The 20,566-nt window shown below is 58.3% G+C and carries 18 protein-coding genes and 2 pseudogenes; 15 read left to right on the forward strand and 5 right to left on the reverse strand.

Annotation, left to right across the window (positions count from 1 at the left end; genetic code table 11):
- Positions 1-80: 80 nt before the first annotated feature.
- Positions 81-1,847 (reverse strand): hypothetical protein, encoded by a 1,767-nt coding sequence (locus PWG15_RS34260; RefSeq protein WP_275027951.1) that lies wholly within the window; start codon positions 1,845-1,847, stop codon positions 81-83.
- Positions 1,848-3,048: 1,201 nt separating this feature from the next.
- Here PWG15_RS34260 and PWG15_RS34265 point away from each other — a divergent pair.
- From PWG15_RS34265 to PWG15_RS36610, 4 genes and pseudogenes are all read left to right on the forward strand, one after another.
- Positions 3,049-3,393, forward strand: a pseudogene (locus PWG15_RS34265) (DDE-type integrase/transposase/recombinase); the annotation flags it as partial.
- A 346-nt stretch (positions 3,394-3,739) separates the two neighbouring features.
- Positions 3,740-5,077, forward strand: a complete 1,338-nt coding sequence (locus PWG15_RS34270; protein ID WP_275027953.1) for a type II toxin-antitoxin system HipA family toxin — start codon at positions 3,740-3,742, stop codon at positions 5,075-5,077.
- A 4-nt stretch (positions 5,078-5,081) separates the two neighbouring features.
- Entirely contained in the window at positions 5,082-5,369 is a 288-nt protein-coding gene (locus tag PWG15_RS34275; RefSeq protein ID WP_275027954.1) for a type II toxin-antitoxin system RelB family anti-toxin, read from the forward strand.
- Positions 5,370-5,517: 148 nt separating this feature from the next.
- Positions 5,518-5,988: a proline racemase family protein gene (locus PWG15_RS36610; protein ID WP_425536852.1), complete on the forward strand. Its 471-nt coding sequence runs from the start codon at positions 5,518-5,520 to the stop codon at positions 5,986-5,988.
- Between the two features lie 109 nt (positions 5,989-6,097).
- On the opposite strand, the gene PWG15_RS36615 is transcribed toward PWG15_RS36610, so the two are convergent.
- Positions 6,098-6,394, reverse strand: a complete 297-nt coding sequence (locus PWG15_RS36615; RefSeq protein ID WP_425536853.1) for a PAS domain-containing protein — start codon at positions 6,392-6,394, stop codon at positions 6,098-6,100.
- Positions 6,395-6,677: 283 nt separating this feature from the next.
- Here PWG15_RS36615 and PWG15_RS34280 point away from each other — a divergent pair, with 283 nt between their 5' ends.
- On the forward strand, positions 6,678-6,824 hold the full coding sequence (locus PWG15_RS34280) for a DUF1127 domain-containing protein (protein WP_064817045.1): 147 nt from the start codon (positions 6,678-6,680) through the stop codon (positions 6,822-6,824).
- Positions 6,825-7,255: 431 nt separating this feature from the next.
- On the opposite strand, the gene PWG15_RS34285 is transcribed toward PWG15_RS34280, so the two are convergent.
- On the reverse strand, positions 7,256-7,576 hold the full coding sequence (locus PWG15_RS34285) for an ArsR/SmtB family transcription factor (RefSeq protein ID WP_275027955.1): 321 nt from the start codon (positions 7,574-7,576) through the stop codon (positions 7,256-7,258).
- A gap of 202 nt (positions 7,577-7,778) precedes the next feature.
- On the opposite strand from PWG15_RS34285, the gene PWG15_RS34290 reads away from it, so the two are divergent.
- Together PWG15_RS34290 and PWG15_RS34295 are read left to right on the forward strand one after the other, a co-directional pair.
- On the forward strand, positions 7,779-8,237 hold the full coding sequence (locus PWG15_RS34290; RefSeq protein WP_275027956.1) for a transposase: 459 nt from the start codon (positions 7,779-7,781) through the stop codon (positions 8,235-8,237).
- A gap of 161 nt (positions 8,238-8,398) precedes the next feature.
- The gene (locus tag PWG15_RS34295; protein WP_275027957.1) at positions 8,399-8,983 is read left to right on the forward strand and encodes a hypothetical protein; all 585 of its coding nucleotides are present in this window, start codon (positions 8,399-8,401) and stop codon (positions 8,981-8,983) included.
- 30 nt (positions 8,984-9,013) lie between these two features.
- Here the strand turns inward: PWG15_RS34295 and PWG15_RS34300 are convergent, their stop codons facing one another.
- The gene (locus tag PWG15_RS34300; RefSeq protein WP_275027958.1) at positions 9,014-9,421 is read right to left on the reverse strand and encodes a PAS domain-containing protein; all 408 of its coding nucleotides are present in this window, start codon (positions 9,419-9,421) and stop codon (positions 9,014-9,016) included.
- Positions 9,422-9,512: 91 nt separating this feature from the next.
- Positions 9,513-9,764 (reverse strand): annotated as a pseudogene (locus tag PWG15_RS34305) (IS66 family transposase); the annotation flags it as partial.
- 255 nt (positions 9,765-10,019) lie between these two features.
- On the opposite strand from PWG15_RS34305, the gene PWG15_RS34310 reads away from it, so the two are divergent.
- The 8 genes from PWG15_RS34310 (at position 10,020) to PWG15_RS34350 (ending at position 20,527) form a co-directional block, all read left to right on the forward strand.
- On the forward strand, positions 10,020-12,059 hold the full coding sequence (locus PWG15_RS34310) for a tetratricopeptide repeat protein (RefSeq protein WP_275027961.1): 2,040 nt from the start codon (positions 10,020-10,022) through the stop codon (positions 12,057-12,059).
- Positions 12,060-12,431: 372 nt separating this feature from the next.
- A complete protein-coding gene (nthA, locus tag PWG15_RS34320) occupies positions 12,432-13,079 on the forward strand; it encodes a nitrile hydratase subunit alpha (RefSeq protein WP_275027303.1) in 648 nt (215 codons plus the stop codon).
- Entirely contained in the window at positions 13,079-13,735 is a 657-nt protein-coding gene (gene nthB, locus PWG15_RS34325) for a nitrile hydratase subunit beta (protein ID WP_275027304.1), read from the forward strand. The genes nthA and nthB overlap by 1 nt, the downstream gene beginning before the upstream one ends.
- On the forward strand, positions 13,722-14,078 hold the full coding sequence (locus tag PWG15_RS34330) for a nitrile hydratase accessory protein (protein ID WP_275027305.1): 357 nt from the start codon (positions 13,722-13,724) through the stop codon (positions 14,076-14,078). Before nthB ends, PWG15_RS34330 begins: the two co-directional genes overlap by 14 nt.
- A gap of 336 nt (positions 14,079-14,414) precedes the next feature.
- Positions 14,415-16,784: a LuxR family transcriptional regulator gene (locus tag PWG15_RS34335; protein ID WP_275027306.1), complete on the forward strand. Its 2,370-nt coding sequence runs from the start codon at positions 14,415-14,417 to the stop codon at positions 16,782-16,784.
- 182 nt (positions 16,785-16,966) lie between these two features.
- Entirely contained in the window at positions 16,967-17,995 is a 1,029-nt protein-coding gene (locus PWG15_RS34340; protein ID WP_275027307.1) for an ABC transporter permease, read from the forward strand.
- A complete protein-coding gene (locus PWG15_RS34345; protein WP_275027308.1) occupies positions 17,995-18,855 on the forward strand; it encodes an ABC transporter permease in 861 nt (286 codons plus the stop codon). The genes PWG15_RS34340 and PWG15_RS34345 overlap by 1 nt, the downstream gene beginning before the upstream one ends.
- 1 nt (position 18,856) lies before the next feature.
- Positions 18,857-20,527, forward strand: a complete 1,671-nt coding sequence (locus PWG15_RS34350) for an ATP-binding cassette domain-containing protein (RefSeq protein WP_275027309.1) — start codon at positions 18,857-18,859, stop codon at positions 20,525-20,527.
- Positions 20,528-20,566 lie beyond the last annotated feature (39 nt).

Raw genomic sequence — 20,566 nt, forward strand, 5'->3', positions numbered from 1 at the left:
CAAGATCAACCTAAACGCCTTGTCGTGTGAGCAGCATTTCGTTCTTAGGTTTGTACAGGGGTGCCCTGACCTCCCGGAGCCTACCGCTCGGTGGTCATCGGGCTGTTGGCGAATGGGTGACCATCGCTCGGTTGCACCACGCCTGCCTTCTGCAATGAAGAAAGTAATCTCTCTACATCGGCGGGCCGAACGACGCGCATGGCTATTTCCGATCGGAGGTTCGCAACCAGCTTTGGTGCATTGGTCAGGAGCCATTCTCGCTCACGAACCATGTCGCGGGCTTGGCCGCTCTCAGCGAAGATCGCCGCGGCAATCAGGTGATAGTTGGGGTTTGCCGGTACGCGTGTTTTTGCGATCCACGTGGCGGCCTCGCGAAAATCATCGCGGAAGTAGCTACAAAGCGCGAGGGCGGATTCATAGTACGCCAGCGGACCGGGATTTAGTTGACGGGTCTCTTCGACCATCGCGCAACCCCGCGACCAATCGCCGGAGAGTGCAAGCCGGTAGCCATATTCGCCCACCAGTTCGGTATCATTGGGATTGATACTGAACGCAAGCTCCCCAACCTTCAATGCTGCCTCTATATCGCCGTGAAAATACAGCGCGAACATCTCGGATTGTAACGCTCGAATGTTTTCAGGATCGAGTTCCACGGCTCTGCGCGCAGCGGCAAGGGCACGATCGATCGAAGCCGGGGATGACGAGGGGTCGACAGGATAGCGAAAGCGAATCTCGTCGACGTAGGTTTGAGAGAGGAGCGCCCAGGCGCTTGCATAGGTCGGAAAGCGTTGGACAGCATCTTCCAGACATTTCCGGACGATCGGGTGGGTCTTGGCGTCGAGGCTGGCACGATAGGCGTAGTAGGACAGTGTGCAGGCATAAGCCTGCCAGTCGTCCGGCGCATTGCGCGGCTGTTGATACGTGTCTGCTTGGAAAATTATGCCATAGGGTTGGGCAAGGGTTGTGGCGACCTGGCGCGCTATCTCACCCTCGACCGCAATCAGTTTGGAGGCCTTCAGGTCGCCGTCGTAGCTTTTTGCCCAGATCACCGAGTTATCGATGCCGTTGATGACGCGGGCGCGTAGCCGGAACTGATTGTCGGCCATCTCTACATCACCGGCCAGGATATAACGCTGGTCATCGGAGGGCACCGCCGTGCCGGGAGGTGCGTCGCCCTCGATGGCCACGATGTCTTTGAACTTTGCAATTTGCCCAATGATTTCTCGGGTTAGACCGACCGCTATCGCCCGTGAATTTCCCGCATTGGTCAGGTCGTCAAAAGGTTTCACGAGCAAATGCGGGATGGCAGGAGCCTTGGGGCGCCGGTCGCCACCCATCCACTCGACAAGTAACCAGGAGGAGACGATGACAGCTGCTAGCGATAGAAGCGCGATTGGAAGCATGCTCCGCCAAGATGAGGGTTTGTCGGCTGGAGCAGTCAATCTCGGCAGTTCCCGTGCTTCGAAATTCGGGACATAGCTGCCCTTCGGGACGGAGATGACGATCGCATCCGATACACCGGCCGTGAGGTAGTAGCGGTCCAACGCACGGCGAAGATGACCGGCCTCAATGCGGACTACGGGGTCGGAGTGAGCGTCAAATGTGGCGTCCCGCCCGAACACGATCGTCGCGATAGCATAAGCCTTGATGCGCTCGGCACGGCCCGCGATCGTTTCTTCAACAACATAGGTCAGGAAATTGCGCGTTCGAGCGGTCGCGTCGAAGTCGAGGCTGTCGAGGATGCGGGTGAGCTGGGCCCGTATGCTCTCTGGCGTAAATACGTCATCCCGCCGAAGAAAGGGATTGGCGGGTGAAACGGCTCGGCGAAGGGATTGTAAAGAATCCAAGGCCCCTCCCTCCACGCGATCCTCCTCGCGCGGGATAGTGTCGGAGAGATACTAGCCGAAACGTAGGGACGGCGGAAAGCCAACTTAGAGGAGTAGCCCAATTTGGCGCGAAAGGGACTTGCGGGCCATGAGTTGATCGGAGCATACATCATCGTCTGATGTCCGCTTCTGGGATACCACCATGCTCCACTCAGTGTCCGACTTGGCGCACAATGCTGTCGTTTGCAGACCTAAGCGTGGACGCGCCTAACGGGCCGAACAGACTGTGCTTCCACGAGCCCTGCACGCCCTGTTGCTGTGATGTTCGCGTTTTAGGTCAAAATGATCGCATAATGTATCGACTGGGACGAGTTACACGCCTCAGCTTTTCTATTCGAGATCAGCTAGTTTATTTTTTGCACGGGCTGCTGCACTCCTCGTTTTAGCTTCGGCGTCGTCCGGAACATCCTGCACTTACAGCCTTTGCCAATTTCGCAGTTGTGCCAGATGTCCCCGTTCGAGTCCGTCAGCTTGCAATTGGGTAGCATTCCCTTGCAGTCCGCCCCCTCCCAGCTGCCTTCGCACGTGCAATAGCCGCTGTTGACGTCGCAGGAGAAGTTTGAACTCTGGGACCCACCCAATCTGCTCGCCGCCTGTGCGGCCGTTGCCGTGAGCGCTAGCGCTGCGAAAAGAATGATCATCTTCATTACCCGCCTCCCTCGAAGTCATCACGAATTTCGAAGCCGCTCACAGATGGCGCCGGCGCGTTCTTACTTGGAAGGAACGCCTGCGGCTCTTTGCAACTGTCCCCGCTGTGCATTAATATTCATTTGTGCTAATATAACATGGCTATTCAGGTCGGTCGATGCAGATCCGCCCGTGACGGGGAGGGGGGAAATGAAGCTTGTTTTAGCACTCTTCGTGGCTGTTCTGATGCACGATCCATCGGAGGCCGCCACGCGAAAACTGCTGGGATCGTCGCCCGGCTTCAGCTGCGATGTGAATACCAACCAGTGTACATGCACGGGCACTTGGGACGGCGCCGACTGCAAAGCTATGAACGACAAGGTCTGCGCCGGTGACTCCGGAGTGTTATGCAGCCCGGTGGGCTGCACGTGCAAAATGCGTCTTACCGCAGTGCCGAAACCTCGTATTGATCGAGTTCCTATCGGTGGCGCCAAGAAATTGGCTCCGAATTAGACCAATACTGTAACGGTTATGCAGCCGCCGCAACGCCCAGGCGGCCAAACGCCTGATGCGTAAACTCTTGAAGAGCCAAGGCCGCGCGCCGCGTGTGATGATCACCGATAAGCTGCGCTCCTACGATGTCGCAAAGCGAGAGATCATGCCGGGTGTCGAGCATCGAACGCGCAAGGCATTGAACAATTGGGCGGAGAACTCCCACCAGCCAATCCGGCGACGAGAGCGGATCATGAAGCGCTTCTCGTCGAGGCGGCATCTGCAACGCTTCGTCTCTATTCATGATCCGATTGCCAACTTGTTCCACATCTGTCGTTTGCCACTTAAACGTAAGAATGCGGCCGTTTCCTTGTTAGTTGGCATTTGATTTGAGATTCCGTGGGCTGGAGACCGGTAACTTCTCTGGGGTTTGGGATCAGCGCTGCGAACATGAGCCGTGTCGATGCTGATGACGAACTCCTTGCGTCGATCAACCGGGAAGCTGCATCTCGAGTTGGTGCCGCTCCGCGACCTTCCCCTTGGCACGCCATTCCTCCCTGGAGATCTGTGGCGGCGAACCTTGGGACGTTCATCGACGACTTAACGTGCGTCAGATATCGAATACTTGTGATGAGTCCCATAATTTAGCTTACGCGATTTTGTCGATATTGCCCCCTTTAAGGGTTGATAAAATCGGGTCTTGGCGGCATTTATCCCCTTAAGGGGGTCTAAAAATGAAACTGACGCTGCAGATCCACTTTGACGGCAAATGGCACGACGCTGCAAATCTTGAGCTGAAAGACGACGATGCCGGCTACGTCGGTAGTTCGGTCGTCGACTACGATCTCGACTACTTTCTCGCCACGGCCGCGCAGGGTTTCGCTGCGGGTCAGACCATTTGCGATCACCGCGCATTGTCTGTTCGCTATCCGATTGACCTTGAAAATCGGTACAGCCGCCACTGGCCAGCCTTCCTCCTGGATCTCATGCCACAAGGCCATGCGCGGCGAAAGTTGGCCGAGCACATCGGGCTCGACGAAGCGGCCCGTTCATCGGATCTATCTTTGTTGCTGCGAGCCGCGACGGGCGGAATTGGCAATATCCGCATCAAGGAAGCGGCAGACGCGGAGTCCGCTCGATTGAGCGGCTTGCAACGGCAGGGCGTAACGGAGGCGGATATCCTCGGGCGATCGGACCGCTTTATTGAAGTTGCCGACCGTTTCGCAATGTTAGCTTCCGGTTCTAGCGGATTGCAGGGTGAATGGCCGAAATTGTCAATGACCCAGGCGAAAGACGGGCTCTTTTATCCCGACAGCACCGTGAAAGACGACGATGCCTTACGGCACGTCATCGTAAAGCTTGTTCGTAGCACCGAAGTCGTTGACCGCATCATACTAGAGGGCGAAGCGCTCTATGCGCGAATTGCCCTGGAACTCGGTCTCAACGTCAAAGAACCATCGATCTACGCTGACGGCGTGCTCATCATTCCTCGTTTTGATCGAAGCTTTGGCGCGAACGGACAAACGATCCGCCTCGGACAGGAAAGCCTCGTTTCCGCGATTGGTGTTGCTGAGTTCGGTCACATCGGCACACATGAGGCGTATATCGATTTACTGAAGCGGCACTCGGGCGACCCGAGTGCCGACGTCGCAGAATACTTGAAACGCGATATCGCCAACCTGGCGCTCGGCAATCCAGATAACCACGGTCGGAACTCCGCATTGAGCAAGTACCCGGACGGAACGATCCGACTGTCGCCACTCTTTGACTTTGCGCCGATGCGTCTGGCGAAAGAGGGCATTGTGCGATCTACCCGCTGGGTCTCCATGCGCGACGCCGGCCTGGACCATTCTCCTGACTGGAAACGGATTTGCGCTGAGGTCTGGCCCGATGGCGATGTTCACGCCAAGCTGATAGCTGAGCTGCGGGCTTTTGCACAGCGCCTGAGACTGGCTCCGAGCCATGCGAAGGAGTTGGGAGCGCCGGATGTCATCATCGAACGGGCCATGATGCGCTGCAGCGAGATCGCCGACAGTGTTGAAGTCGCGTTCTCTAAACCGGAAGGAGCTTGATCGAGTGGCCCGATGGAAAAAACCGACGAAAGAGCAGATTTCGGTGATGCGTCATGACGTTGCGGAACACGCGCGACGTGGCGACTTGCGCTTGCCGGATGCTGTGCTGGATATGCGGAAAAGCATTGGCCTCACCCAGCAGGAGTTTGCCGACACCCTCGGCCTCACACGTAGACAGGTCGCGGAAATCGAAGCGGGCACTGCCAACCCGACGTTGGAGACGTTGGATAAGATTGGCCGGCTATTCGGTTTCACAGTTGGCTTCGTGCCGAAGGTGCGGCAGGATCCCTAGACCGCAGCGCTCGGGAACAACATCCGACCAACTCGTGTTCTGGAGGACGTGGTGTTTAGAGCCCGGTCGTCTGGGATTTGCGTGATACGCAACAGCCTTGCCGCGATCTACGCGCTACTCTTCTTGCGTCCCGCCTGGTTTTGATCTGGTGAGCGCGGAGGAAAACGAGCTCGTACGTTTTGCAAAGGCCTTTATTCCAGCCGCGCGCGAAGTTTGTCATCCAACACATCCGATATTCGGCGATGAAGGTCCCCTCACATTCGTGGTGTTCGCTGGTCCGCTCGCAGGGGGCGCCAAGGGTACCTGGGAACGCCGAGTATGCTGCTATGAGTATCCTCGCACGAGTGTTTGCCAGTCGCCGGCGGGAGTTCCGACCACTGCCGCCACGGTTCAACTCTTGAACAGGGGGGCTCTAGCTGTTGGCGATACATTGCGTTCAATCCCGGTGTTCGGCACGGAACTCCATGCACGCATCACCTCAACTGAGGATCACGGTCATCAAGGTGCTCGTGTCGCTGTGACGGGCACCGGCTGGATCACAATGCGGTCGCAGCTTGTTGTGGACTTCAGGGACCCGCTGACCCCGAGAGAAGGCCTGCCGGCGCTGATAACCGGATAAACAAGGAACCATCGTATTCAGACTGATGGGTTCCAGAAGGTATCGGCGCCAGTGGTGGCGATACCTTCGCTCGCTTGAGTTCACGAAAGAAGTCACCCTGCTGGCGCGACTAGGTAAGCAAGGCAAGGGGCGCAATTTGCGCACGTGCCTTCAGCGCAAGTGAAGTCAGTCCGGCTGTTGTTTGCGGCGGCTGCCCTTTCAATAAACCGGAATAGAGCACGGGTATGTCGTCGCGATCGCGAAAACATCGGGCGAAGACGATCACCGAAACATACTGGCCGTTCCGTCCCTTGACGCGGTAGATGGACTGCTGAGCTCGCGCTCCGACAATGGTGTCGGTAATCTGTTTGGCGACGTATGTCTGGTCTTCGGGATGAAAACGATCGAGGTATAAGTTATTTAGCAACGACGTGTGTAGGGAGCGGATTTTGCGGCAGAAATGTTCTGCGATCTGGCGCCTTCACGGACGCCTGTCGTACGCCAACAAATAACCGCAACGATGAGTCTTTGAAAGGAGCCGGCACCCCCATCCAAGTTCGGGCCGCAGTCTATGCAGTTTTTACATGGGAGCGCTGAGTTTTGAGCGCTGCAACTTACCAAAGGCCTGAGCTATAAGGTGTTCATCGAAGCGAAACGAGGCGCCACGGACTGGCTGCCAGGCTTCGAAAGCCCATTGAAAGGGGGATCAAATGAACATCGCACGCTCCATCAACAACTGGCGCAAGTATCGTCAGACGGTCACCGAGCTGGGCCGCATGTCGAACCGCGAACTCCGTGACCTCGGCATCGAACGCGCCGACATCGACCGCGTTGCACGCACGGCCTTCGCCCGCTAAGGCGACCTACACAGACTGAAAATTTGCCAAGCGCCTGCATCTCCTGCGGGCGCTTTTGCTTTTTGGGATCATGGCTTCTGGCAAGGCACTTAGCGGGCATGCTCTGGGCTGAGCCGCGAACCGCGGGAAACGAAACGCCGTGGGAAGGCCGCTTCCAGCCAATCCGGTACGCTGGTCGAATATGTGTTTCCCGTAACTGTGCAGCCCCTCTCTATCCGCAAGTTGGATGCCGCCAAGGCGAGTGGTTGGTCTTCGATACCGCAATTATCTTTTCCGAACGGCAACGAAATCAGAATATCAAACCTTCGAAACGGGAGCCGTCACTTCTAGTAATCAATTTGGTTCTCCCCGCGTCCCGAAACGAGCCATCGGGACGACCGCTCGCCCCGCCGCTTAGGCGGGGCATTTTTCTTAAAGGGAGGGAATAAGCATCAGCCGAGGTTCGCGCCGATTTGCGCGGCTACCGCCGCCTGAATTTTTACAAGGTTAACGACGGTTTCAGGAGAGGCGATCGAAAATCGCATGCCAGCAGCCTTGAAGTTCACCGACAACAAGCCGATTTCGACGAGTTTATGAAGATACTTGTAGACCATTCCTGACGGAAGTCCCACTGCCGCTGCAAGCCTCCCGGTAGGCAGCTGTCGATCTGACAGAACCGCCAAGAGCAGCAGACGTTTCGGGTGCGCGATAGCCTGCAGGAATTTGGCTGCCGCCAGCGCTTGCTGTTCATTCAGTTCAGCTGGCACGGTCAAAGCGATAAGTTCTCATTGCGCGTCGGACGGTGGTGAACGACCCTTAAAGCACGAACAGAAATATGCAAACGCTACGCTCAGGGCCAGTCGTTCTCTTCATAGAGGCAAGGACAACTGAGCGATCTTGCCCAATCAACCGCGTTAGGTTGACAATTGCAGTTCAATCGGTTGAAAACGTGCGAAACTCAACGAGGAAGTACTTATGCCCGAAGAAAACATAGCGGCTGTGTCTATGACAGACGAGGGTGCTCCCGCGAAGGCCCCAGAGCGCAAGAAGCGAAACGCACCGAAACGCCAGGGCGCTACGCCGGGCCCGGCTCGGACGCCGTCAAAGGCATCGACGGAGAACGTAACCGCCACCAAGACCCGTTTCGGCGCCGAAGAAAAGCAGGCGAAGCTCGCGTTCATCGAAGCACAAGTTGCCGGCGCAAGCACGCTGAAAGATGCAGTGAAAAGCGCAGGAATATCAGAGCAAACCTACTATAACTGGAAGAATAGCGTGAAGCCGGATCGAAAACCAAGCGGCGGCTCTCTATCTGCCTCTGACGGGTTTGCGGAACTCGTGGAAATTGAAGCGGAAAACCAGAGGCTGCGCAAGCTTCTGGCCGAAAGGCTGCGCGCTGAGAACGCTGACCTGCGCAAGAAACTGGGACTGGATTGAGATCAGCTTTGCGATGCAGGACCCATTGTTAGCGCGTGGACGCATCCTTATCGCCTTACAGCGCGAAGATGATGGCACGCCCGTGGATTGGTTGAAACGCCAAGCCCCGACCTGTATTGGTGCCGCAAGAGTTTGCGGCATATGCCCTGAGGTGCAAACCTATGAAGCCACCACAACGCAGATTCATCGTTGAGTACAAATCCGGTCGCCGTCTGCCAAAGACGCAGATAGCCTCGATTTGGGGCAATGTGGATCTCCAGGCGCTCGCCCGCGAGGTTGAAGACCAATCGTCACATTTGTTCGGCGCCAATCGGCCCGTCATTCAAGACGACACAGCCCCAGAAGCTGCCTCAAGTAAGCTGGTTTCGGCGCTCGAACCCGTCGTTGACGAAATCGCCCCTGAGGCGCCGTCAGTTCCAGTCTTGGATGTTCCGGGTAGCGTCGCATCGACTTCGGCTGCCCTTGAGGAGATTGCTGAGCCCGCGCCGACCGCAATCGAGCTTCCAAGTGAAGCCGCCGTCAAGCTCGCCAAAAAGACACCTCGAAAGCGAATTGTTCGCACCGTGATGCCCGTTACCAACGTTGCGGATGAGCGTCAAAAGCCACCGGCGAGTGCGGAAGCCACGCCAGCGTCCGTAGACGAGTTGGCCGCCCTTGATGCTGAAAACAAGCGTCTTCGACAGTTGCTGGCCAACCTGCTTCGCGCGCAGAATGCGGAGCTCGAAAGGCTGCTCAAGCGGTTTTGAACAGGCGGGACGCGGCACCCGAGGGGAAAGCTAGTGGGCCTTGTTGTTGTTTGCGGCGGCCGCGCTTTCAAGCACCACCATACCGGAATAGAGCACCGGTGTGTCGTTGCGATCGCGAAAGCACCGGCCAAAGGCGATCACACAAACATACTTTCCGTTCCGCGTCTTGACGCGGTAGGTGGACTGCTGGGCTCGTTCGCCGACAATGGTGTTGGTAATTTGTTTGGCGACGTAGGCCCTGTCTTCGGGATGCACACGATCAAGGTAATTTTTCAGTGGAAGCCCCCGATTGGTTTCTTCGGCGACAAGGCCAAAAAGCTCGGCCAAGGCTGAATCGGCGTAGACGAGATCCTGCGTTATATCCCAGGTGAAAATGCCGGAGTCCGCAGCGTCCACATCCGTGAGCTCCACAACCAGCGTCCGTTCTCTACCGTTCATCATCGACTCTCCCACTGTTTTAGAGAAGCAATTGCTCGGTTCCGATCGTCGCTGATGAGAAGCCGTGGCGCTTGTGCGGGCCTTGTCCTCACGGCGGCCGCGGCGGCAGGTTCTTCAGTCTGGCGATCTCCTCGCGCAAGAGTTGGTTCTCCACCTTCAGGCGGGTGTTTTCCTGGCGCAGCGCTGCATTCTCTTCGCGAAGCTCCGCGTTCTCGGCGCGAAGCTTCGTGACTTCTGCGGAGCGCTCCCGGACCCCACTGACCAGGCCCGTCACAAGCGAACGCAACGCATTCAGCGATAGCGTGTCGGCGTGCTCGGGTGAGGGGAGGCGCTTCTTCGGCATGACCGAAACGAATCTGATTTGCGCCCAAGGCGGAATCCTTGACCCATCACCAACGGCTCACATCGCCCGCTTATGCACAGGTCTTACATGGCGGCCGCGAAAGGGACGCCACCAAATGTGCCCCGGTTACCGAAGCGGCTATCTCAGAGAGACCCACAGTAGATTTCGGGTCCGCCCTGAGCAGAGCTTCTTCCTCTGCCCCGGGCTTGAGAGTAGACTTTCTGCGGCCAATCGGGTCAATCAGGGGGGCGCTCAATGGAGCGCAAGCTGGTCACCATCGTTTGCGCCGACGTGGCAGGATACTCACGCCTGATCGGGCTCGATGAGGAAGGCACGATTGCGCGGCTGCGGGAGCACCAGGGCGCTCTGATCAATCCGAAAATCGCTGAGCATGCAGGGCGGATCGTCAAGACGATGGGCGACGGGTTGCTGGTTGAGTTCGGCAGTCCCGTCGAGGCCGTCCGTTGTGCCGTCGAGGTTCAGGTTGCCATTGCCACGCGCGAGGCCACGATCTCTGAGGATTGCCGTATTCGATTCCGGATTGGCATCAACCTGGGCGATGTGATCGCCGAAGACGATGATGTCCTGGGCGACGGCGTCAACATCGCCGCGCGGCTGCAACTCTTGGCTGACGTCGGCGGAATTTGCGTGTCGCGCTCCGTACGTGATCAGGTTCGCGACCGCCTGGCGGTGGAATTCGAAGACATGGGAGAGCAAAGCGTTCGGAACATCGCCCGCCCCATCCAATGCTATCGGGTCTGTTTCGATGGGGCCGCGCCAAGGCCGCCCAAGCGCAAGATTCGAAAGCGGTGGCTGATTGTCGGACTGGCCACAGTTGGGCTGTGCTGCCTTGCCGGCGGCGTCGTCTGGCTTTCGACAGGGATCGATGTCGTGGAAGGTGGCAAGGGTCCGACATCGGTCGCGGCATCGATCCCTGAGAGCGTGAAAACCGACGCCGAGAAGGAAACTGCGCGGCTGTCGATCGTCGTTCTGCCCTTCCGCAACCTCAGCAATGAACCCGACCAGGATTACTTTGCCGATAGCCTGACCGACGACATCACGACGGACCTGTCGCGGATTGCCGGCAGCTTCGTCATCTCGCGCAACACCGCCTTCACCTTCAAGGGGACATCCAATGACGAACGAACCGTCGCCAATGCTCTGAGCGTCCGCTACCTCCTCGAGGGCAGCGTCAGGCGCACGGGCGATCAAGTCCGCGTCAACGCCCGGCTGATTGACGGCAGCACCGGCGGACAGTTGTGGAGCGAACGATTCGAGCACGACATGCGCGACATCGCGGCTTTTCAGGACGAGGTGACCGGACGAATCGTCAACGCGCTCAGCCTCGAACTCGTCGCCACTGAGGCACATAGGGCGCAACTTGCCCATCCGAACGATCCCGACGCGGTCGATCTGACGATGCGCGGCTGGTGGCTTCTGCGCCAGCCGGCCGATCGACAGCGGATGCTTGACGCGCGCCAGTTGTTCGAGCGCGCTCTGGAAAGGGACCCCCAATTCGTCCCGGGTCTACTGGGACTGGCGACGACCCACGCGGACATGGTCTTTCTGACTTGGAGCGAAGATCGCGACACGGACCTGGAGCGGGCCGACGCCGTACTGGCGCAAGTTCTCGCAGTCGCTCCGCAGAACGCTGTAGCGTCCTATATCAGAGCACACGTGTTCTTTGGTCGCGGGCAGCTTCAGGATGCGATCGACGCCTGCGAAGCGAGCTTGGCACTCGACCACAACTATGCGTCAGCCTATGGTTTTCTTGCTGCAATGGTCCGGCTGGACGGCCATCCGGAGCGTAGCGTCAAGCTTCTTCAGCGGGCCATGCTGCTCAGCCCGCGCGATCCCGAGATGTGGACATGGCTGCAATATCTCGGGCGCGCCCAGTCGGACCTCGGCCAGGCGGAAGACGCGATTGCGAACTTCCGGAGGGCGATCGCCATTAATCCGACGGCCCCAGCCTACCAATGGACCCTGTTGTCCACGGCCTACGCGCGCGCCAAGCGCCCGACGGAGGCCCGAGAGGCCATGGACACGTTCCTGCGTCTGTCTCCGCACCTGATGGACGGCAGGTCGGACGAGGTCATGAGGGCGATGCAGCTCCAGATACAGCTGGCCGTCAGAGGATACTACCTTGGCGTAATTGATGGGGACATTGGAAAACAGACCCGAAAGGCTTTGGCATGGTTTCAACGGGATCAAGGGATCGCCGCCTCCGAGCAGGCGGACGATGAGACAGTTCGTCGCCTAGGGCTGTCGCAAACTGCTTCGGGCAGGGTTCATTAGCCCGCATCCTTTGTTTCCCATCGACAACCGTCATTATGTTACCCTAGGTGACTAGCGCCAGGTTCTGCTGCGAGTACCAATCGTCGAAATCCAAGTGCGATGAGACCGCCCAAGCGAATTTGGTCATGGCGCTCCATGAAGGAAATACGCGGCTAATGGAATTTGGCTGGTTCGCCGCATTATCCCGACAACGGCGTGGTGAGCGAAAACCAGAGACCTTCGCCTTCCCGGGTTTGATACGATTGACTCGTGATGGCCGGTGCAACATTGCTTGACCTTGGTGAAAAACCGCTCGATCATTCACGCCTCTACCCACCTCAAAATGGTGGGGTCGCTTGTTGATTTGGCAGACTACGCTCCTGGAGCAAGGCGATGACAAGCTTCGATTCGCGACGCATTTCCAGTATTCATCACGACCTGCATCAGCACTTGCCCTCCGAGTCCGTGCTGAGAACCAAAGCACTCGAAAGCCTTCTCGTGGAAAAGGGGCTGATCGATCCCGCTGCTATGGACGCCTGGATCGAAATGTACCGCGACGAGATCGGACCCAAGCGCGGGGCGAAAGTCGTGGCGCGGGCCTGGAGAGATCCGTCGTTCAAAAGGGATCTTCTGGAAAATGCGACCGCTGCAATCGAGCAGTTCGGATTTGCTGGGCACGGAACGGGTCACCTGCAGGCGGTTGAGAATACATCAGAGATACACAATCTCGTCGTCTGCACCCTTTGTTCCTGCTACCCATTTTCGATTCTGGGAATTCCGCCAGCGTGGTACAAGTCGAACGAATACAGGGCGCGCGCTGTGCGCGAACCGCGTGCCGTCTTGTCGGAGTTTGGCGTGGAAATTCCCCCGACTGTCGAGGTGCGGGTCTGGGACTCGACGTCCGAAAGACGATATCTGGTGATACCGCAGCAACCCAATGGTGTGGAATCCTGGAGCCAAGAGCAGCTCGCGGAGCTGGTCTCGCGTAATTCTATGATCGGAACGCAAAGGGATCTTTCTCCGACCAGGAGGCAAGCCTGATGGACGGCGTTCACGACCTTGGCGGGCGCGAAGGATTTGGCCCCATTTTAGGCAAGGGTGACGAACGTCCCTTCCGTTTCGATTGGGAAATGCGAGCTTTCGGTCTTGCGCAGGCCGCCGCTGGCGATGCGAACTGGTCGATTGATTGGTTCAGGCATTGCCGCGAGTTGATCGTTCCGGCCGAATATTTGACGCGGCCATACTTCGATCAATGGGTGGTGACGATTGCAGCCCAGATGATTGATGCTGGCTATCTCACATTGGAGGAACTCGATGCCGGCAAGTCGGCATTTGTACGCCAGCCTGGCTATCCGCCTGAAACCGCGGAAGAGGCGCGCGCCTACGTCCAGTCCGCGCGCAGCTACGCTCTTGATTCCGAGGCGCCGCCATTATTCGTCGTGGGCGATGCGGTGCGCGCCAAATCCATGGGACATCCCGGACATACGCGCTTGCCGTCCTATGCGCGGGGGAGGCGTGGAAGCGTGATCGGGCATCACGGCGCCCATGTACTGCCGGATGCATCAGCCGCCGGAACGCCCAGAGGCGAGCACCTTTACACGATTGGCTTTGCCGCGTCCGAGTTGTGGCCGGAAGCCCACGACAGCTGCGATCAAGTTTTCGTCGATCTCTGGGAGAGCTATCTTGAGCGGATCTGACCCCAGGATGGCCCACCTGACGCAAAGGGACGGCGAACCGGCTTTCGCCGAGCCGTGGCATGCTCAGGCTTCCGCGATGGCAAGTTTGCTGGTTGCTTCGGGCGTAATATCAGGAGCGCAGTGGTCTGAAACCCTGGGAGCGAAGTTGCGCGAGGCACAGCTCGCCGGGCAGTCGGATGACACCGAGACCTATTATCGTGCCGTGTTGTCCGCACTCGAAAGCCTCCTCGATGAAGCACGCGCGATTTCCGGCAAGGAATTAATCCAGCGGCGAGATGCCTGGGAGCGCGCATATTTGCGGACGCCCCACGGACGGCCCGTCGTGCTGAATGGGGACGTGTGACCAATCGTTCCTGCTCCTAACAGATGTCCGTCACCAGCTGTCGTACCACAAGGCCAAGAGGTGATCCTATTGACCCGCACACGGACCCGTGCTCGAGCGCGCTTGGTAAACTGGTTCCATCGCGGAGGCCGTGAAACATAAGTGGGGTGTATTGGTGGGCCCGGCAAGACTCGAACCTGCAACCGGTTCAGACCGCAGCAGACCCGATGAGGCGCCGGCAAGACCGGCCAGCCAAAATGCCCACTGAAGATATCAAACATGGCGAGCGCCTTGCCGTTCCCCAATGATGCGTCTCGGTTCTTGCGTGTCCATTGGCTAACGCTCCAGGGGGGCTTCTTGCACCTTGACAGCTGCACTGAAGAGCGCTTGTTCGTGGGTATGGTCGAGATCATCAGACATGGGTTGCTTCAGCGCATTGAAAGCGCGCACGAGCCTGTAGTGGTCGTCGACGCCGTTGCGGGGATGGGCAAGTCAGTCCTCGTGTCACAACTGGCGTCGCGCTTGGGAACCAACGTGTGGCGATCAGATCTCCCACCCAGCCATGATGGTCCTCCGGACGCCGTCATTTGGGACGTGCCGCCAGCATCGGTCAAGATCGAACTCGATGGCGATTTTCTGGGTAGCGACCGCAGAATTGTCATCGCCAAGCGCCCTCAGACGCTTATCCGCGGCCTCAATCGGGCCATTGTCTACGGGCGGGTATTGCGCCTTGACGAGAGGGATCTTTGTTATTCCGTCGACGAACTTACCGCTGCCTTCGGCGACGCTGCCGCCCAGACGCTGAGTGACCGTACCGCCGGCTGGCCATTCTTGGTGCATCTCTTGAGCCAAGGTATTCACGACGAGGGCGATATTGTTCAGTTTCTGATGGACGAAGTTCTCGGAACATTGAGTGACGGCGTGTTCGTTGATCTTTGTCTTGCCCTGTCTGGCGAGCGGCCAGGATCGACCCAGGTCCGTTATCTTCTTGCAGACGCGGTAAAAGAGCCTCTTTCGAAAGCGGTCGAACAGACTTTATCTCGCTGGATCTCTGAGGCGAGACGCGCGCCTGGCATCGCCGCCGCCTATTCAGCCCGCGGTAACGAGACTGACGCCATTGTGGTTCTTCAGCGCGCTGGCCTTCATGAATTGGCGCTACGTTCGTTTTCAGCTTACGGGACATACTTCATCTATGTGTTCGGACCGGACGCCTTTGACCGGGTCCTTGACGGCTTTCATGCCGAATTGGCCGGTCAGAACGAGACCATTGTAACGTCGCTCGCATTGCAGGCGCTGAAGAAGGGCGACGTCCCGCGTGCCCGGCGATTGCTGGCTGATTGCTACGGATCGAGGGCCAACAACGTTCTGAAAGTTCTCAGCGACCGCGCCGCTTTTTCCGCGACCTTTCGTTCTTTCCGCCTCGTCATGCTGATCTATGAAGATATCCCGCTCAGCGATGAACTTCTTGAGCAGGCGACGGCGCTTCTATCCGAGTTTCCTCTTAACGCCCATCTGGAACGGGGAAGTATCTACAACGCGATTCTGGAATTTTACATCCGCCGCAGGCGTTTCGAAGTCGCCCTGGACCTCGCTGCCCGAGCACTCTCGCATTACGAGCAGGCTGGTGTCGCCTTACTGTCGTTTTACATCAATCTGCATCAGGCGATGATTCACTTGATGATCGGCGACGCAATCCGGGCAAGGCGAAGTGCGGAAGAGGCCGCGGTGAAGCTCGCACGGGCGCCATTCCACAGCTCTATGGATACCCGTCTTCTCGGATTGCTCGAGGCCTGCGTTGCTTATGAGGATGGCAAGCCGGAGCCGCTTGCCCAGTTTTTAACGACAGAAATGGACGAATTCTCCCACGGTGAGGTTTGGGCAACCCTCATCGAATTTGCCTTGCAATATGGAAGCCAGGCGCTCAGCGAGCATTTCTCCGTCAACGCCGCGCGTGGCTTTCTTGATCGTTGGCGAATCTACCAAGTCTATAATCGTCAGTTCCGGTTGATGATCGAGGTTCGCGAGGCCGTTATCCTGCAAAATGGTAACCGCTGGCAGCAGGCCGCAGACACACTGGCTTCGATTCAATCACGGATAAATCGCACCTGGGTGGAGGCCGCAGTGGACGAGTTGGCGCGCCTGCAGGATCAAGACGAAATCGCGTTGGCGGTGGTGTGGCTGCGCCATCTTGTTTTCGACAAACCTGATCGTGCGCATCTTGGCCGGCAACTTGCCGCCCTCGCTAACAATCTCAACCTCAGCGGACGTCAGCGCTTGTGCATTGAGGTCTGGCAGGCCTTTGTGGCCAGACGTCAACGCGACCTCACAGCTGCTCGATCCATCCTGCAAAAAGCCTTTGAAAAGGCAGCCCGTCTCGGAACGGTCGCACCGCTTTCCGAGGAGCGCGTCTTCTTGCACGAGCTGACGACCGACAAGCGAATCTCAGACTTCCTGGCGACGATGCCGACCGCGCAATCGATCCTGCGTCGCCTTCGCGACGCCGGCTTTTCAGGTAAAAAACTCGGCGCAGAAAGCGAACTGACCCGCCGCGAGGCTCGTCTCCTCCTGATGATCGCAGAGGGCGCTTCAAACAAATTCATCGCAAATGCTCTGGGGCTCAGTGAGGCGACAGTCAAATTCCATCTCGGCAATCTGTATCGCAAGCTCGGCTGCAATCGCCGGCGGGAGGCGATCGAGGCTGCCAAGGGCATCGGTCTGATCACGTAACGGTTGTCATCCCATTCGGACGCGCTTCAGCGTTTCGCTGCCGACAACAAAACCTATACCTTTCTCATCAAAACCTAGCCTTTCACCCCGTTGTGCGGGTGGCCTTGTTGGCTGGAAACTACCCCGACCGCAAAAAGCGGCAATGAGGACCGGACCATAACCGGCCGAGGGGAGGTTTCCCGATGGGTAATTACTACGTCGCATTGTTTGCGCGACGCGCCGCAGGCTTTCTGCTGGTGCTTTTCGTGCTGTCACTGATGATTTTCATCCTTGCCCGTGTCGTGCCAGGCGATCCGGCGCGCATGGCACTTGGCCCGAGCGCCACTCAAGAGCAGGTCGATCAACTCCGCCAGAGCATGGGCCTCGATGATCCGTTGTTCAGCCAGTATATGACCTATATGGGCCACGCAATCACGGGCGATCTCGGACGCTCGATTGCTTCTGGACGCGCGGTCAGTTCCGACATCGCCACCTTCCTGCCGGCCACTCTTGAGCTCGTCCTCGCGACCATCATTTTCGTCTTTGTCGTTTCAGTACCGCTCGGGGTGATCACAGCCCGCTACCGCAACAGCTGGATCGATAACACCGGGCGCTTCTTTTCACTGATTGGCGTGACGATCCCGAGCTTTCTGTTCGCGGTCATCCTGCAGATCATCGCAGCTGACCATTTCCCATCGTGGCCAACGCTCGGCCGCGTTGATTTCTCCCTTGGCGCGCCGACGGGCCCAACTGGCCTCTTGCTGGTCGACAGCCTCCTGGCCGGTCGGCCGGAGGTGTTTGTGAGCGCCGCCCAGCACCTTGTTTTTCCGACGCTTGCCCTTGCCATGGGCGGCATTGGACAAATCACGCGCATCACACGCTCTGCGATGATCGACCATCAGCGACGTGATCACGTGCTGACGCTCAAATCCTTCGGCGTTCCCGATCGCGTGATCGTATTCCGTTATCTCTTGAAGCTGTCTTCGATCGCACCGCTGACAATCATGGGGCTCGAGTTCGCTTCGCTGATAGGCAACGCCTTCGTTGTCGAGATGGTGTTCTCCTGGGGTGGCTTTGCTTCCTATGGGCTCGAGGCCATCCTGCAGAAGGACCTCAACGCCGTGATGGCCGTGGTGCTCGTGTCGGGCATCTTCTTCATCGCCGCAAATATCGTCATCGACCTGATCATCAGCATCCTTGACCCGCGGCTTCGTTTCAAGGAGGCCCGCTGATGCAGGAGCCCGTCCGCCTGTCCGCCAGCTACATGACCTGGTACCGCTTCAGCAGGAATCCTGCTGCCCTTGTCGGCGCAGCAATCGTGCTCTCGGTGATCCTCGTGGCGATCTTCGCGCCGCTGATCGCCCGCTTTCCCGAACATGTCGGCGCGGTCGTCGACTTCCGCAACCGTCATACGCCGCCAGACATCGTCAACTGGTTCGGCACTGACAAGGCCGGCCGCGATGTCTTTTCTCGCACGGTGTTCGGTTTTCGCGTCTCGCTGCTTTTGGTCATCGGGGTCCTTGGGATCGCGGTCCCGATCGGCTCGGCGCTCGGCATGATCGCCGGCTACGCGGGCGGCCTGACGGAACGTCTTGTCACGGGCTTTACAGACATCATGCTGGCAATCCCGCCTCTCGTCATGGCGCTTGCTATCGGCAATGTGCTCGAGCCCAACCTCGTCAACGCGATGCTCGCGATCACACTTCTGTGGTGGACGTGGCATGCCCGGCTTGTTTATCGCGTGACGAAATCGATTGTTGCTGACGACTACATCGAAGCAGCACGGCTCGCCGGCGCCAGCCATCTGCACATTCTCTTCAAAGAGATCTTGCCGAACTGCATCTCGGTAATTTCGGTCAAGATGACGCTTGATGCCGCCTTCGTCATTCTCTTTGGCGCAACGCTTTCCTTCCTCGGTCTTGGCGTCAAGCCGCCGACCCCGGACCTCGGGTCGATGGTCGCCGACGGCCGCCAGTTCCTGCCCGAAAAATGGTGGGAGGTGCTCGCACCGGGTGCTGCGATTTTCTACGCGACGCTTGGCTTCAACCTGCTCGGAGACGGGCTGCGTGACATGTTCGACGTGGAGGCGTGAGATGACGAAGCAACCTCTTCTCGCGGTCAAGAACCTCGATATCGCCTTCTCCACCTATGGTCGACGTCACCATATCCTGAAGGATATCTCGTTCGAGATCGGCAAGGGCGAACGCGTCGCGCTCATTGGCGAGACCGGTTCCGGCAAATCGGTAACGTCCAAGGCGATCCTCGGCACGCTTCCCGACAACGCCCGCATTGAGCGTGGCAGCATCGAATTTGAAGGCCGCTCGATCCTGGACATGCGTTCCCGAGAGCGCGAGGCCCTCAAAGGCACGGCCTTTTCGATCATCATGCAAGACCCGTTGTCGTCGTTCAATCCGGTGTTCCGGATCGGACGGCACCTGGATGACGTCATGTATTATGCCGATCGCCGCGATGGCCTGGAAAACTCGCGCAGCGAACGCAGACAGCGCATTTTCGACGTCTTGCGCCGGGTGCAGTTGCAGGATCCCGAGCGTGTGTTCGAGGCATATCCTGCCCAACTCTCAGGCGGCATGCGCCAGCGCGTGCTGATCGGCCTGGCACTGCTGCACCAACCGCAGTTGCTCATCGCCGATGAACCCGGGACCGCGCTCGACGTGACCACGCAGGACGAGATCCTAAAGCTGATCAATCGTCTCGTCGACAGCGAGGGGCTGTCGCTCCTGATGATCACGCACAATCTCGGCGTCGTTCGCCAGACTGCCGACCGCGTTTTGGTCATGCGACGGGGCGAGATCGTCGAAAGCGGCAACTTGCATCAGATCTTCAGCGCGCCGCGGCAGAAGTACACGTTCGACCTCATTGATGCGATCCCGCCACTCTACGGTCCCAAAGTTTTCGACCAGCCCCTTTCACAAAGGCCACCGATTATCACCGTCAAGGGCGCCGGCAAGACCTATGTTCTGAAGCCGTTCCTTGGCGCCGGTAAAGCTTATGAGGCGGTCAAGCCAGTGACTTTCTCGGTTTCGGAAGGCGAGATTTTCGGCCTGGCGGGCGAGTCCGGCTCCGGCAAGACGAGCATCGCCCGCATGATCATGGGGCTGATCGCGCCCAGTTGCGGGACCATAGAAATTTCGACAGGCGCCGGACAACCCTCAGCTCAACGGCTGACGCAGATTGTCTATCAAAATCCCGGGACATCGCTGAACCCGAAACGAACTGCGGCCCAAGCGCTGTCTGCTCCGCTTGCCCATGTCGGCCTGCGCGGAAAAGCGGCCACGAAGCGCATGGAGGAGCTAATGGCGCTCGTCAATCTGCCTTCAGCCTACCTCTCGAAGTATCCGCACGAGCTGTCAGGCGGACAGAAACAGCGGGTAGCAATCGCCCGCGCGCTGGCTGCGGAACCGAAGATCATCGTCCTCGACGAGCCCACGTCTGCCCTTGATGTCTCGGTGCAAAAGCAGGTCATCGCGCTCCTGCAGAGACTTAAGGATGAGCTCGGGCTGACCTATCTGTTCATCTCCCACGACCTCTCATTGATGCGCAACTTCTGCGGCCGCATCGCGATCATGCTGAAGGGCGAGATCGTCGAGCAAGACCGAACGGCGGACATATTTGCCGATCCACGCCACCCCTATACCCGCGCGCTGATCTCCGCGATCCCGGTGATGAGCGATGAGGAAGAGGCTCTCAAGCCAACGGTCAGCGCCGAGGAGAGAGGGCGCTTTCTGGTGAAGACCACGGCCTGAAGCCGAGCGAGACAACCGGGCAAGACCCGCCAACAAGGA

It is taken from the genome of Ensifer adhaerens (genome assembly GCF_028993555.1).
In the GTDB taxonomy this organism is placed as follows: Bacteria; Pseudomonadota; Alphaproteobacteria; order Rhizobiales; family Rhizobiaceae; genus Ensifer; species Ensifer adhaerens_I.